This is a genomic window from Streptomyces kurssanovii (assembly GCF_040677245.1).
Lineage (GTDB): Bacteria > Actinomycetota > Actinomycetes > Streptomycetales > Streptomycetaceae > Streptomyces > Streptomyces kurssanovii.
Map to the genome: position 1 here is coordinate 35537 of NZ_JBFAQK010000014.1, position 14683 is coordinate 50219.

General features: G+C 70.5%; 12 protein-coding genes and 2 tRNA genes. 9 read left to right on the forward strand and 5 right to left on the reverse strand.

Annotated elements, in window-relative coordinates; genetic code table 11:
• Positions 1-53: 53 nt before the first annotated feature.
• Positions 54-590, reverse strand: coding sequence for an NUDIX hydrolase (locus AB0K36_RS13105; protein WP_364592495.1), 537 nt, complete (start codon positions 588-590; stop codon positions 54-56).
• Positions 587-2026, reverse strand: coding sequence for a zinc-dependent metalloprotease (locus AB0K36_RS13110; RefSeq protein ID WP_364592498.1), 1440 nt, complete (start codon positions 2024-2026; stop codon positions 587-589). Before AB0K36_RS13110 ends, AB0K36_RS13105 begins: the two co-directional genes overlap by 4 nt.
• A gap of 191 nt (positions 2027-2217) precedes the next feature.
• Here AB0K36_RS13110 and AB0K36_RS13115 point away from each other — a divergent pair, with 191 nt between their 5' ends.
• The 4 genes from AB0K36_RS13115 (at position 2218) to AB0K36_RS13130 (ending at position 5410) form a co-directional block, all read left to right on the forward strand.
• Positions 2218-3345, forward strand: coding sequence for an SDR family oxidoreductase (locus AB0K36_RS13115; RefSeq protein ID WP_189466105.1), 1128 nt, complete (start codon positions 2218-2220; stop codon positions 3343-3345).
• Between the two features lie 90 nt (positions 3346-3435).
• Complete coding sequence (locus AB0K36_RS13120) at positions 3436-3897, forward strand: molybdenum cofactor biosynthesis protein MoaE (protein WP_189466103.1); 462 nt, start codon at positions 3436-3438, stop codon at positions 3895-3897.
• Positions 3898-4060: 163 nt separating this feature from the next.
• On the forward strand, positions 4061-4237 hold the full coding sequence (locus tag AB0K36_RS13125; RefSeq protein ID WP_364592502.1) for a hypothetical protein: 177 nt from the start codon (positions 4061-4063) through the stop codon (positions 4235-4237).
• Positions 4238-4321: 84 nt separating this feature from the next.
• On the forward strand, positions 4322-5410 hold the full coding sequence (locus tag AB0K36_RS13130) for a YlbL family protein (protein ID WP_364592505.1): 1089 nt from the start codon (positions 4322-4324) through the stop codon (positions 5408-5410).
• A 104-nt stretch (positions 5411-5514) separates the two neighbouring features.
• On the opposite strand, the gene AB0K36_RS13135 is transcribed toward AB0K36_RS13130, so the two are convergent.
• Positions 5515-6072: a PPA1309 family protein gene (locus AB0K36_RS13135; RefSeq protein ID WP_364592508.1), complete on the reverse strand. Its 558-nt coding sequence runs from the start codon at positions 6070-6072 to the stop codon at positions 5515-5517.
• 136 nt (positions 6073-6208) lie between these two features.
• Between AB0K36_RS13135 and AB0K36_RS13140 the strand changes: the two genes are divergently transcribed.
• The 4 genes from AB0K36_RS13140 (at position 6209) to AB0K36_RS13155 (ending at position 11858) form a co-directional block, all read left to right on the forward strand.
• Positions 6209-9160: a UPF0182 family membrane protein gene (locus tag AB0K36_RS13140; RefSeq protein WP_364592729.1), complete on the forward strand. Its 2952-nt coding sequence runs from the start codon at positions 6209-6211 to the stop codon at positions 9158-9160.
• Positions 9161-9217: 57 nt separating this feature from the next.
• A tRNA-Met gene (locus tag AB0K36_RS13145) sits at positions 9218-9291 on the forward strand.
• A gap of 204 nt (positions 9292-9495) precedes the next feature.
• Entirely contained in the window at positions 9496-11715 is a 2220-nt protein-coding gene (locus AB0K36_RS13150) for a sel1 repeat family protein (RefSeq protein WP_364592511.1), read from the forward strand.
• 69 nt (positions 11716-11784) lie between these two features.
• Positions 11785-11858 (forward strand) — tRNA-Met (locus AB0K36_RS13155).
• Positions 11859-12018: 160 nt separating this feature from the next.
• On the opposite strand, the gene AB0K36_RS13160 is transcribed toward AB0K36_RS13155, so the two are convergent.
• Entirely contained in the window at positions 12019-12435 is a 417-nt protein-coding gene (locus AB0K36_RS13160; RefSeq protein WP_364592514.1) for a Fur family transcriptional regulator, read from the reverse strand.
• A 160-nt stretch (positions 12436-12595) separates the two neighbouring features.
• Here AB0K36_RS13160 and AB0K36_RS13165 point away from each other — a divergent pair, with 160 nt between their 5' ends.
• Positions 12596-14047, forward strand: coding sequence for a catalase (locus tag AB0K36_RS13165; RefSeq protein WP_364592517.1), 1452 nt, complete (start codon positions 12596-12598; stop codon positions 14045-14047).
• A 114-nt stretch (positions 14048-14161) separates the two neighbouring features.
• Here AB0K36_RS13165 and AB0K36_RS13170 read toward each other — a convergent pair whose 3' ends face one another.
• Positions 14162-14551, reverse strand: a complete 390-nt coding sequence (locus AB0K36_RS13170; RefSeq protein WP_189466087.1) for a CBS domain-containing protein — start codon at positions 14549-14551, stop codon at positions 14162-14164.
• Positions 14552-14683: the final 132 nt, after the last annotated feature.

Genomic DNA, 14683 nt, shown 5'->3' on the forward strand with positions numbered 1-14683 from the left:
CAGCACAGGTAAGGGGCGGCCGCCATGGCGACCGCCCCTTACCCATGCCGTCGCTAGCGCGGGAGAGCTTCCCGCGTGCGCTCCATGAGCCGTACCAGAGAGGTGTCGGCCACGCTGGCCACCTCGTCGTAGCGGAACCAGCGCAGGTCCAGCGACTCGTCGCTGATGGCCTCGACCGCTCCCGCCGGGGCGAGGGCCGCGTACTGCACGTCCAGGTGCCAGTGGCACGGCGCCGGAATGGCGTGCCGGTCCAGAGTGACCGGCCCGCCGGGCAGCAGCGACAGCCCCGGGATCCCGGACTCCTCCGTCGCCTCGCGCAGCGCCGCCGCGGCCAGGGACGTGTCGCCCGGCTCGCAGTGGCCGCCCATCTGCAGCCACATGCCGAGCTTCCTGTGGAGCGTGAGCAGCACCCGTCCGCGCTCAGGGTCGATCACCAGGGCGCTGGCCGTCAGATGTCCCGCCCCGCAGGACTTCCACATACCGTCCGCATGGGCCTGCAGGTGGTCCAGGTACGTCTGGCGCAGCTCCGCCTGGCTCCCTTGCCCGTCGTAGTCCTTCAGGACGAGGAGCGCGTCTTCGTGGAGGCTCACTTGTCGGTCTCGTCCTCGTCCGTCCCGGAGTCGTCGGTCTTCTCCGTGCCGGGCTTCTGTCCCTGGCCGCCGGCCGCTTCGCCGAGCATCTTGTCCAGCTCGGAGAAGTCCAGCTGCTCGCGGTGGACGAAGCCGTCCGGGTCGTCGAGGTCGGTGGCCGTCGGCAGCATGTCGGGGTGCTCCCACAGAGCGTCCCGCCCGTCCATGCCACGGGCGTCGGTCAGCGAGGCCCACAGCCGTGCCGCGTCACGCAGCCTGCGCGGGCGGAGCTGGAGGCCGATCAGGGTGGCGAACGTCTGCTCGGCGGGCCCGCCGGAGGCGCGGCGCCGGCGCAGCGTCTCGCGCAGTGCGCCCGCGGACGTCAGGCGCGACGAGGCGGCCTCGTGGACCACCGCGTCCACCCAGCCCTCGACGAGCGCGAGAGCGGTCTCCAGGCGGGCCAGGGCGGCCTTCTGCTCGGGTGTGTCCTCCGGCTGGAACATGCCCTGCTGGAGCGCTTCCTGAAGCTGCTCGGGGTGCGTGGGGTCGAACTGGCCGACCACGTCCTCCAGCTTCGAGGTGTCCACCTTGATGCCGCGGGCGTAACCCTCGACCGCGCCGAACAGGTGCGACCGCAGCCACGGCACGTGGGCGAAGAGCCGCTGGTGGGCGGCTTCCCGCAGGGCCAGGTACAGCCGGACCTCCTCGCGGGGCACGCCGAGGTCCTTGCCGAGCGCCTCCATGTTCAGCGGGAGGAGCGCGGCCTTGCCGGCCGGGCCGAGCGGCAGGCCGATGTCGGTCGAGCCGACCACCTCGCCCGCCAGCACACCGACGGCCTGGCCGATCTGCTGCCCGAACATCGCGCCGCCCATGGAGCGCATCATCCCGATCAGCGGGCCGGCCATGGCCTGCATCTCCTCGGGCAGCACATCACCCATGGCGAGGCCGACGCGCTCGGCGACCGGGTCCACGAGCTGCTGCCAGGCGGGCAGAGTCGCCTCGACCCACTCGGCACGGCTCCACGCCACGGCCGTGCTCGCGCCCGAGGGCAGCGACGTCACGCCGTCCAGCCACAGGTCGGCCAGCCGCACGGCCTCCTCGACCGCGGTCCGCTCGACCGGGCCGACGCTCGCGTCCTTGGTGCCGTCCGGGGTGCCCTGGGCGACGGTCTGGCGCGCGATCTGCTTCGCCATGTCCCAGTTGACCGGCCCGCCCTCGTAGCTGAGCATCTGGCCCAGCTGCTGGAAGGCCGCGCCCAGGTCGTTCGGGTTCAGGGAGCCGAACATGGCCGCGAAGGGGTTGTCCCCGCCGCTCTCCCCGAAGCCGAACCCGAAGGGGTCGGCGGGGGAGGACCCGCCGGAGCCCTGGCCACCTCCTGCGGGATCCTTCTTCTTGCCCTCGTCGCCGTTCTCCGGCTCCTCCGGCGGAAGGCCGAATCCGAATGGGGTGTCACTCACGGGTTTCCTCGGCTCGTAGGGCCGCCGGCTTCCTGCCGGCGGCGACTGCCCGACAACACCATCCAGCGTAGACATCCGAACCGCTTACGGGCTCGATGCTCCGCCGACACTGGGCCTGCGGCAGGATGGACGCCACCTGGTGCGTATGCGTCATTCGCTCACGTACTGAAGACAACCGCTGGAGACGCCTGGTGAGTTCCCCAGATCCGCAGGTTCGCGCAGCGCGAAACCACTCAACCCCGACCGGGGGCCGCGGGCCGTCGGGCCGTGGCCCCGTCGTAGCCGTCACCGGCGCCGCCACCGGCGTCGGCGACCTCCTCACGAGGCGCCTGGCCGCGTCGGAGGAGGTCAAGCAGGTCGTTGCCCTGGACGAACGCCGGGGCGAGGTGTCCGAGGCCCAGTGGCACATCCTCGATGTGCGGGACCCGGCCATCGCCGAGAAGCTGCGCGGCGTCGACGTCGTGGTGCATCTGGCGCTCGACCTCGACCTGGAGTCCGATCCCGCCGCACGGACCGCCTACAACGTGCGCGGCACCCAGACGGTGCTGACGGCCGCCGCTGCCGCCGGCGTCCACCGTGTCGTCCTGTGCACCTCCGCCATGGTCTACGGGGCACATCCCGACAACGACGTCCCTCTCTCGGAGGACGCGGAACTGCGTGCCACCGCGGAGGCCACGGGTGTCGGCGACCTCCTGGAGATCGAGCGGCTGGCCCGCAGGGCCCCGCGCGCCCACCCCGGTCTCAACGTCACCGTGGTCAGGCCCGCCGTCCTCGTGGGCGGCACCGACACCGCGCTCACCCGCTACTTCGAGTCGCCGCGGCTGCTCGTGGTCGCCGGATCACGCCCCACCTGGCAGTTCTGTCATGTGGAGGACCTGGTGAGCGCGCTCGAGTACGCCGCCCTCGAGAAGGTCGAGGGCGAGCTCGCCGTGGGCTGCGACGGGTGGCTGGAGCAGGAGGAGGTCGAGGAGCTCAGCGGCATCCGGCGCATGGAGCTGCCCTCGGCGGTCGCCCTGGGCGCTGCGGCCCGTCTCCACCGGATCGGGCTCACGCCGTCGCCCGCCGGGGACCTCGCCTACACGATGCACCCCTGGGTCGTGAGCGTGAGCGGCCTTCACGACGCCGGCTGGCGTCCGCAGTGGACCAACGAGGAGGTGCTGGCCGCGCTCCTGGAGGAGGTGGAGGGCCGGCACACGGTGGCAGGCCGCCGCCTCGGCCGCAAGGACGCCACGGCCGCGGGCGCGGCGGGTGCCACGGTCGCGCTGCTCGGCACGGCGGCCCTGGTCCGCCGGGCGCGCAAGGCACGGCGGAGGATCTGAGGCGGCGGGCACGGGAGGCTGTAGGGATCGTCACCGAACGGTCGAACCCGCTATTCCGCGTTGTCGGTGCCGTGCGGCACGATGGACGGCATGGCAAGCACGTACGACCACCCAGGTGAGCAGGCGGCGCAGGACCCGATCCGTCTGCTGGCGATCCGTGACACGCCGCTCTCCCTCGACGAGGTCTTCGCGGCGGTCGGCGACGACGCGGCGGGTGGCACCGCGCTGTTCGTCGGCACCGTGCGCAACCACGACGGTGGCGCCGATGTCGACACCCTCGGTTACTCCTGCCATCCCACCGCGGAGGCGGAGATGCGCCGCATCGCGGAGAAGGTCGCCGCCGAATATCCCGTCCGGGCGCTCGCCGCTGTCCACCGTGTGGGTGACCTCGCGGTCGGGGATCTCGCCGTGGTCGTCGCCGTGTCCTGCCCCCACCGGGGCGAGGCGTTCGAGGCCTGCCGGAAGCTGATCGACGACCTCAAGCACGAGGTGCCGATCTGGAAGCACCAGCGGTTCTCCGACGGCACGGAGGAGTGGGTGGGTGCTTGCTGAGGGCTGCCGGCCGGAATGATTTTCCGGTATCCATCCGCTGAAACGCGGTCAGTACCCATCCGCCCGATTTGCGTAACCCCACCCCTGCCGTGAGCGTTGAACCGGCAGATGACTAATCTGCTGATCACTCGGTTGCGTGTGCTCATGGGGTAGGGAGGTCGCGATGGCAGTTCTGGCTTGGTTGCTGATCCCGCTGTTCGCTGCTGTCGGTGCGGCGATATGGGCGAGCTGGGCTTCGCGAGACCGTACAAGCGGTGACGTGGCGGAGCTCGCGGGCTACGCCCGCTTCCGTGACGCGATGGACAAGACCGCCTCCGGCACCGACGCCGTACGCTCCTGACCGCCCCCTTCCGGGGCCGCCGGGCGGCCACGGACGGCCCGGCCCCGACGGTGCGTCCACAGGCATGTCCCGTACTGTCGTTCCATGCCACGCCGCACCGCGACGATGCTCGCCTCCACCCTCATCTTCATTGCGCTGCTCTGCGCAGGCGTGTTCCTCAAAGTCCCTTACGCGGAGATGTCGCCCGGACCGACGGTGAACACTCTCGGGTCCGCGGACGGCGAGCCGGTGCTCGACATCTCGGGCCACAAGACGTATCCGACGACCGGCCACCTCAACATGACGACGGTCAGGGTCACCGGCGCCGACTACCAGATGAATCTCCTCGAGGCGGTCTACGGCTGGGTGGCACACGACAATGTCGTCGTGCCGCACGACACCCTCTATCCGAACGGGAAGACGGAGGAGGAGTCGACGCAGGAGAACGCCGAGGAGTTCAGCCAGTCCCAGGAGAGCGCCAAGGTCGCCGCCCTGCGTGAGCTGAAGATGCCGGTCAAGGCCCGCGTCGTCGTCTCCTCCGTAGTCAAGGGATCGCCGTCGCAGAACAGGCTCCACGCCGGGGACGTGATCCGTGCCGTCGACGGCACCGCGGTCAAGCAGCCCGAGGACGTCGCCAAGCTCGTCGTGAAGCACAAGCCCGGAGAGGACGTCGTCTTCACCGTGGTGCCCGCGGACGAGGCGGCCGCCGCGGAGAAGGCGGGCAAGGAGCCGACGGGCACCGAGAAGGTCACCGTCCCGACGGTGAAGGCGGAGGACGACGGCCGGGCGATCGTCGGGATCCAGGCGGGCACCGACCACACGTTCCCGTTCGAGATCGACATCAATCTGGCCGACGTCGGCGGACCGAGCGCCGGTCTGATGTTCGCGCTCGGCATCGTCGACAAGCTCACCTCCGACGATCTGACCGGCGGCAAGTTCGTCGCCGGCACGGGCACCATCGACGAGTCCGGCAAGGTCGGGCCGATCGGCGGCATCGAGATGAAGCTCGTCGGCGCGCGCAACGCGGGCGCGGAGTACTTCCTCACCCCCAGCGACAACTGCGCTTCCGCGGTCTCCGACATCCCGGACGGACTGACGCTGGTGAAGGTGGACACCATCGAGGACGCGCGGAAGTCGCTGGTCAAGATCAACTCGGGTGCCACCTCGGGCCTGCCGAGCTGCTCGGCGGGCTGACACCGCACCGCGAACAGCGACACCGCACGGCGAACAGCGACGCCGCACCGCGAACAGCGACGCCGCGCCCCGTCAGGGGCGCGGCGCCGGTATGTGCGGAGGTCCTACGCCTCGAAGGTGGCGGCCAGGGCCTCGGCCAGCCCCGGCACCAGCCCTGCTCCCGTCAGCACCTCGGTCGGGGAGTCCTTCTCCCGCAGCCGCAGCGCGGACTCCCGGGTGCCGTCGCGCAGCACGGCCACCGTCATCCGGACCTCCTGACGGTCCGGGTGCTCGGCGACCCACTTGGTGAGGGCCGCGTCGTCGAGGCCGACCGGCACGGAGGCCTCCGCGGAGGGCGGCAGCATCAGGCGCTCCACGGTCAGGGCGCAGCCGGCCACCGCGTCGGGCCAGGCGAGGGTGCCGAGGAACTCGTCGAGCGGGGTGCCGGCAGGGATCTCGTCCTGCTCGACCGGGGTGAGCGGCGCGGCGTCGTCAGCGCCGTCCAGACCGAGCTGGCGGGCGAGGCCCGGCTCCTGGGAGCGCAGCTGAAGGGTGTCGACGAGAGCGAAGAGCCGGGCCGGCTGGTCCCAGCCGAGACCGGAGGCGTACTCGTCGATCTCGAGCACGGCGCGGGTGAGCGGGCTCGCGGCCATCGGGGGGCCGGAAGAGGAATCGTTGGGCATGGTCAATATCCTGCCTCCTTCCTGCCCCGCGACGGGAACTAGGTAAAGCCTCAGTAAGTTGCATGAGTGGGCTCTACGATCGCGGGGCCCGATTCACACAACCGCGAACTTCGAGGGGCGCACGTTGGCTTTCCAGATGCCGGACCGCGGCGGAGGCCCGACAGGGCCACGGATCAGAGTGGGCCGGCCCTCCCGGCGCGTCCGCACCCTGCTCATGACACTGGGTGTCCTGGCCGTCCTGGCCATGGTGTTCGTCATGTTCTCCGGGTTCTGGACCGACTGGCTCTGGTACCGCTCGGTCGACTACTCGTCCGTGTTCACCACCACCCTGTGGACCAAGATCGGGCTGTTCGCCGTCTTCGGTCTGCTGATGGCGACCGCCGTCGGGGTGAACATCTGGCTGGCCCACCGGCTGCGGCCGCCGCTCAGCGCGATGTCGCTGGAGCAGCAGAGCCTCGACCGGTACCGCATGGGCATCGCCCCGTACAAGAAGTGGGTGCTGCTCGCGATCACCGCTCTGGTCGGGCTGATCGCCGGAGCCTCCGCCACGAGCCAGTGGCGTACGTGGCTGATGTGGGTCAACGGAGTCTCCTTCGGTCAGAAGGACCCCCAGTTCCAGATGGATGTCGCGTTCTACGCGTTCGATCTCCCCTGGTACCGGTTCCTGCTCGGCTTCGGCTTCGCGGCCGTCGTGCTGTCGCTGATCGCCGCCGCGCTGACCCACTACCTGTACGGCGGGCTGCGCATCACCAGCCCGGGCGCCCGTGCGACCGCCGCGGCCACCGGCCATCTGTCGGTGCTGCTCGGCCTGTTCGTCGCGTTGAAGGCCGTGGCGTACTGGCTGGACCGCTACGGGCTGGCGGTGAAGTCCAGTGACTTCAAGGCGACCGACAACTGGACGGGCCTGCGCTACGTCGACGCCAACGCCTACCTGCCGGCGAAGACGATCCTGTTCTGCATCGCCGTCATCTGCGCGCTGCTGTTCTTCGCGACGCTGTGGCGCCGCACGTGGCAGCTGCCGGTGATCGGCTTCGGCCTGATGGTGCTGTCGGCGATCCTGATCGGTGGCCTGTACCCGGCCATAGTGCAGAAGTTCCAGGTCCAGCCGAACGAGCAGGCCAAGGAAGCGCCGTACATCGAGAAGAACATCGAGGCGACGCGCAAGGCCTACGGGATCGACGGCGTCAAGCCCGCGGACTACCTGGGCAAGGGTCAGGTGAAGGACCCCGACCAGCAGCGGAAGAACGCGGACGACGCCGCCAGTTACCGCATGAACGACCCGAACATCGTGTCGCCGACGTTCCAGCAGCTGGAGCAGGAGCGTAAGTACTACCAGTTCCCGGCGACCCTGGACGTCGACCGCTACAAGGGCCAGGACACGGTCATCGGTCTGCGCGAGCTCAACCTCGCGGGCGTCGACAAGCGCAACTGGATCAACGACCACTTCACCTACACCCACGGCTTCGGCGCTGTCACGGCCAAGGGCACCGACACCGCCGAGGGCACGAGCGGCGCCCCGGACTTCACGGATTCGGGCCTGCCGACCAAGGGCATGCTCGGCGACTACGAGCAGCGGATCTACTACGGCGAGAAGACCACGCAGTACTCGATCGTGGGCGGCCCCCAGAAGGAGCTGGACTACGAGCGGGACGGCGGCGGCCAGGTCACCACGAGCTACAAGGGCAAGGGTGGCATCGACCTCTCCGGCCCGCTCAACCGCGCCGCGTACGCCGTGGCCTTCAGCGAGCCGCAGATCATGTACTCGGGCGCCATCGGCGACGGTTCGAAGATCCTCTACAACCGCACGCCCAAGGAGCGCGTCGAGGCGGTGGCCCCCTGGCTGACGATCGACGGCGACGCGTACCCCGCCGTGATCGGCAAGCGGATCCAGTGGGTCATCGACGCCTACACGACCACCAACGGCTACCCCTACGCCTCGCGTACGACGCTGGGGGACACCACGGCCGACTCGCTCACCGACCGGCAGCGCGCGGTGGTCGCTCAGCAGAACCAGGTCAACTACATCCGCAACTCGGTGAAGGCCACCGTCGACGCCTACGACGGCACCGTCACGCTGTACGAGTGGGACGAGAACGACCCGGTGCTCAAGACCTGGAAGAAGGCCTTCCCCGGCACGGTGAAGGCCAAGGGCGACATTCCGGAGGAGCTGCGGGAGCACCTGCGCTACCCGCAGGACATGTTCAAGGTGCAGCGCGAGCTGCTCGCCCTCTACCACGTCACGGACGCCGGCCAGTTCTACAACGCGAGTGACGCCTGGCAGGTGCCCAACGACCCGACGAAGTCGGACAGCAACGCGGTTCCGCCGTACTACCTGTCGATGAAGCTGCCGGGCGACCAGGCGCAGCAGTTCTCGCTCACGACGACGTTCACCCCCAGTGGACGGCCCAACCTCCGGGCCTTCATGGCGGTCGACGCCGACGCCAAGAGCAGCGACTACGGCCGGATCCAGCTGCTGCGGGTGACGGACGACAACGTCGACGGACCTGAACAGGTGCAGAGCCGGCTCAACCGGCACGGGCCCATCGCCACCTACGTCCGTGACCTCAAGGGCGCGGATTCGACGATCAAGTACGGCAATCTGCTGACGGTCCCGCTCGACAGAGGCTTCCTGTACGTCGAACCCATCTACGCCCAGGGACGCGGATCCGAGTTCCCGCTGCTGAGCAAGGTCGCGGTCGTCTACGGCCAGAAGATCGGTTTCGCCGACGACCTCGCCGGCGCGCTCGGTCAGGTCTTCGGCGCGGAGGGGGCACCGGACGAGGAGACCCCGCCGGCCGAACCGGACGAGCCGCCCACCGAGCCGCCGGCCACCGGTGACGCCGCGCTCCAGGACGCCATCGCGGACGCCCAGAAGGCGTACGACGACGCCAGGGCGGCCCTCGAGAAGAACCCGACGGACTGGGCCGCCTACGGCAAGGCACAGGCCGCTCTGGAGGCCGCTCTGCAGCGGGCGGCCGACGCGCAGAAGGCGCAGCCGGAGTCCGCGCCGGGTTCGGAGGCGACGCCCGGCGCCGAGCCGGACGCCAAACCGGACGCCAAACCGGACGAAGGGGCGCCCGGGGACTGAGGACCACAGGGCCGAGCAGGCACCATCCCGCGTCGTGGTACGGTTGCAACACAACGACGCGGGGTGGAGCAGCTCGGTAGCTCGCTGGGCTCATAACCCAGAGGTCGCAGGTTCAAATCCTGTCCCCGCTACTGAAGAAGAGGGCCCGGATCCTTCAGGATCCGGGCCTTCTTCATGCCTGCGCTCATCTTTGTGACGCCGAAGTGCGCGCCGTGCGCCGTGAGTTGGGCCCGAACGTGTTTGACTTATCTCTCTGTGGGCATGTCGACAAAACGCTGAAGTGACCTCACTGGCTGCGGTATACCAGGTGTACGCGGGTTGCAGGTGGTGCGACGATGGAATTTATGGGGGACAGGGCAACTCTGTTGGAGACAGGGCGGTTTGTGCAGCCGCATGCCGGAAACGTGGCGGACGCGATCGACGCCGCGGTCCGTGCCGACCACACGGGCCAGGGCCGGAGCGACACCGGTCACGACAACGCCGGCCACGACAACACGGACGACGACAGCGCCGACACGGTGGAGACCGCCGGCGCGGAGGCGCGCCACCGGAGCGCTGCCGACGCCGGTGACACCGCGGCGATGAGCGTCCTCGGCGCGCTGCTGCTGCGCCGCGGAGACCTCGACGGCGCGGAGCCCTATCTGCGGGGCGCCACCGCCGACGGGGACCGCGCCGCGGCCAACAACCTCGGCGTGCTCCTCCACCAGCGCGGCTACGCGGACGAGGCGGCCGGCTGGTGGCGGATCGCCGCCGTTGCCGGATCCGCCGCCGCCGCGCACGCCCTGGGACGTCACTTCCGCGAGCGGGGCGACGAGCCGGCCGCCGAGTACTGGCTGCGCCAGTCCGCGGAGCAGGGCCACGCCCTCGGCGCGTACGCACTCGCCGACCTGCTGGAGCACCGTAGCGACGTGGGCGCCGAGCGCTGGCTGCGTACGGCCGCGGAGCAGGGCCACCGCGAGGCGGCGTACCGGCTGGCCCGTGCCCTGGAGCGCCGGGCGGCGGAGGAGTGCCGCACGACCGACGGCGTCGGGAGGCTGGTCGGCACGGGCCCGGTGGAGCCGGGTACCGCGAGGGACGCCGTGCGGCGTCCCCGCCGCGGTGAGGACGGAGCGCGGCCCGCCGGTGTGTCCAAGGGCGGTGCGGGACGGCCGGAGGCGCGTCGCGACGAGTCCGCGGCCGCCGCGACGGGCCCGGGCGCCGTCGGGCCGACCGACCCCGCCCTGCGCGTGCTCGCCGACGTCGGGCCCGCGGCGGGCGAGCACCCTGCCGGACGCCGGGTACGTGACGGCCGTCCCGGTGCGAGCGGCTCCGGCGCGCAGGAGCGGCCCGTGGATCAGGGCGGTGCCCTGCTCGACGAGGCCGCCCAGTGGTACCGGCAGGCCGCCGCACGAGGCCACCGCCGCGCCGCCCTGCACCTGGGGGCGATCCTCGAGAGGCGCGGCCGGCTGAAGGAGGCCGGACGCTGGTATCTCACGGCCGCCAAGGACGGCGAGGCCCGTGCCGCCTGCGCGCTCGCCTTCCTGCTGCGCGACGCGGGCGACGAGGAGAGCGCGGCCGTGTGGTGGCTGCGAGCCGCCCAGGAGGGCGACGGCAACGCGGCCAACGCCCTCGGCGCGCTGCACGCGGCCAGGGGCGAGTCGCAGACGGCGGAGCGCTGGTACCGCGCCGCCATGGACGCGGGCGACGTCAACGGTGCGTACAACCTGGGTCTGCTCTGCGCCGCCCAGGACCGTACGGCCCAGGCCGAGCAGTGGTACCGCCGGGCCGCCTACGCCGGACACCGCGAGGCCGCCAACGCGCTCGCCGTCCTGCTGCTTCAGGCGGGCGACCCGGTCGGCGCCGAGCCGTGGTTCTCCAAGGCGGCGGAGGCCGGCAGTGTGGACGCCGCTTTCAACCTGGGCATCCTCCACGCCGGCCGCGACGACGACCGTACGGCTCTCACCTGGTACGAGCGGGCCGCCGCGGCGGGGCACACGGAGGCGGCGCTCCAGGTCGGCATCGCCCTGCTCAGGGACGGTGACGAGCAGGGCGCGGAGCGCCATCTGCGCTGCGCCGCGGGCGGCGGCAGCGCGGAGGCGGCGTTCCGGCTCGCCAGCGTGCTGGACGCCCGCCGCCCGCCGCCCGGACCGCCGGCGCTCGGGGAGCCCGTGGCGGAGAAGAGCGAGTGCGAGGAGTGGTACGAGCGGGCCGCGGAGCAGGGCCACCGTCGCGCCCAGGTGCGGGTGGGCATGCTGGCCGCCGCCCGCGGTGACATGGCCGACGCCGCCCGCTGGTACCGCGAGGCGGCGGAGGCGGGCAGCCGCAGCGGCGCGTTCAACCTCGGGCTCCTGCTCGCCCGCGAGGGCAGCGAGCGTGAGGCATCGCTGTGGTGGACGCGGGCCGCGCGGGCCGGGCACGGCAGGGCCGCACTGCGGCTGGCGCTGCTCGCCGCCCGCCGGGGAGAGCTGGCCGAGGGCCAGCGGTGGTGCGCCAGGGCCGTCGAGCTCGGCCCCGCGGAGGTCGCGGAGCGGGCCGCACGACTGCGTGAGGCCCTGCTCCAGGAGCTCACCGCTTAAGGGCTGTCCGGACCGGGCCCTAAGGGATTTGCGCTGGTCGGCGGGGTGACGTAATGTTGTGTTCATCGCCGCGGGGTGGAGCAGCTCGGTAGCTCGCTGGGCTCATAACCCAGAGGTCGCAGGTTCAAATCCTGTCCCCGCTACTGAAACCGAAGGCCCGGATCCTTGGATCCGGGCCTTCGGTGTTCGTGCTGGACGGTGCCTCCTGATGGACGGTGCCCCGTGCCGGACCGCACGCGAAGAGGCCCCCCGATGCCGGCATCGGGGGGCCTCTTCGCTGTCCGTATGTCCTTGTGACCTATGTCACCCGGCGGCGCAGTTCGGGCAGGTGCCCCGGTACGTCACCTCGACGTCGGAGATCGTGAAGCCGAAGCGCTCCGTGTCCGGGAGGTCGGCCAGGGGATTGCCCACCGGGTGCACGTCGCGGATCGCGCCGCAGCGGGCGCAGACCAGGTGCTGGTGAGGGCGGTGGGCGTTCGGGTCGTACCGCTTGGCGCGACGGTCGGTCGACACCTCGAGCACCTCACCGAGGGTCACCAGCTCGCCCAGGGTGTTGTAGACGGTCGCCCGGGAGATCTCGGGCAGCAGCTTCACGGCTCGGGCGTGCACCTCGTCGGCGGTCAGATGCACGTGTTCGCCGTCGAGGACCTCGGCCACGACACGCCGCTGGGCCGTCATGCGCCAGCCGCGTCCGCGGAGTCGTTCCAACAGGTCACTCATGAGCACCAGCCTAACAGTGGTGGGAGTCGCATCCCGAACAAGTGTGACTTTGGATGTTCGCTTGACTTAGACATTGTCCATTGTAGGATCAGGACCAGCGCACGCCAAGGACAGGTCGTGTGCGGGAACGACTGGGCAGTACATGACGCAGGAGGCGCACGTGACGCAGGGACCGCTCACCACGGAGGCCGGGGCTCCGGTCGCCGACAACCAGAACAGCGAGACCGCGGGCGTCGGCGGGCCGGTGCTCGTCCAGGACCAGCTGCTGCTCGAGAAGCTCGCGCACTTCAACCGCGAGCGCATCCCGGAGCGCGTCGTCCACGCGCGTGGGGCGGGCGCCTACGGCACCTTCACACTGACCCGCGACGTCTCGCAGTGGACCCGCGCGAAGTTCCTCTCCGAGGTCGGCAAGCAGACCGAGACCTTCCTGCGCTTCTCGACCGTCGCAGGCAACCTCGGCTCGGCCGACGCCGTGCGCGACCCGCGCGGCTGGGCGCTGAAGTTCTACACCGAAGAGGGCAACTACGACCTCGTCGGCAACAACACCCCGGTGTTCTTCATCAAGGACGCCATCAAGTTCCCCGACTTCATCCACACCCAGAAGCGCGACCCGTACACCGGATCCCAGGAGGCGGACAACGTCTGGGACTTCTGGGGACTTTCGCCCGAGTCCACCCACCAGGTGACCTGGCTGTTCGGCGACCGTGGCATTCCGGCCTCGTACCGCCACATGAACGGCTACGGCTCCCACACCTATCAGTGGAACAACGAGGCCGGCGAGGTCTTCTGGGTCAAGTACCACTTCAAGACCGACCAGGGCATCAAGAACCTCACCCAGGCAGAGGCCGACAAGCTCGCCGGTGAGGACCCGGACTCCCACCAGCGCGACCTGCGTGAGGCCATCGAGCGCGGTGACTTCCCGACGTGGACCGTGCAGGTGCAGATCATGCCGGCGGCCGAGGCGGCGACCTACCGCTTCAACCCGTTCGACCTCACCAAGGTGTGGCCGCACGAGGACTACCCGCCGATCGAGATCGGCAAGCTGGAGCTCAACCGCAACCCGGAGAACATCTTCGCCGAGGTCGAGCAGTCCGTCTTCAGCCCCGCCCACTTCGTCCCGGGCATCGGTCCCTCCCCGGACAAGATGCTCCAGGGCCGTCTCTTCGCGTACGGCGACGCCCACCGCTACCGCGTCGGCATCAACGCCGACCACCTGCCGGTGAACCGCCCGCACGCCACCGAGGCGCGCACCAACTCCCGTGACGGCTTCCTGTACGACGGCCGCCACAAGGGCGCGAAGAACTACGAGCCGAACAGCTTCGGCGGCCCGCACCAGACGGACCGCGCGCTGTGGCAGCCGATCCCGGTGACCGGCGTGACCGGCGACCACGCGGCCCCGGTCCACTCCGAGGACAACGACTTCGTCCAGGCGGGCAACCTCTACCGCCTGATGTCGGACGACGAGAAGGGCCGTCTGATCGACAACCTGGCGGGCTTCATCGCCAAGGTGTCGCGTGACGACATCGCCGAGCGCGCGATCGACAACTTCCGCCAGGCGGACGGTGACTTCGGCAAGCGGCTCGAAGCTGCGGTCCAGGCCCTGCGCGGCTGACGGCACTGCTTGTCGCAGAGGAAGGGGCCGGATCCCGGGAGGGATCCGGCCCCTTCCGCGCGCCGGGGGAGCGTGCGTTTCCCAGTGCCGGTCCCGATTCCGGCGTAAGGCCCGCTAGGCGACCACCCGGCTCTTGGCCGGGGCCCAGCAGCGGATGATGTCCCGGACGGAGACCACGCCGATCGGCCCGTCCCCGTCCGTCACGATCAGATGGCGGAACCCGCCGTGAGTCATGGCCCCCGCCGCCTCCTCCAGGGTCCAGGAAGGCGCGGCGAAGACGACGTCGGTGGTGGTGTGGGTGCCTGCGGTCTCCAGATCGGGGTCCTGCCCCAGGCCCACCGAGTTCAGGATGTCCCGTTCTGTGAGGATGCCGAGGCTCGAGTCGGAGTCGAGGACCACTGCCGCGCCTACGCGGCGGGCGGCCATCAGCCGGGCCGCCTGGCGGAGTGTGTGTGCGGGTCCGATGGTGAGGACCACCGTGCTCATGGCGTCACGGACGAGCATGAAGGGAGCCACCTCCTTGGTGATCGGCCGCTAGAGAACCGATTCACAAGTTCACAAGTGTGGGGACTCTCAGAGTTGCAGCCCTCCGGGACGGCAGCAAGAGGGCGTGCGCGGCCTCTCCGGCCCGCGCAT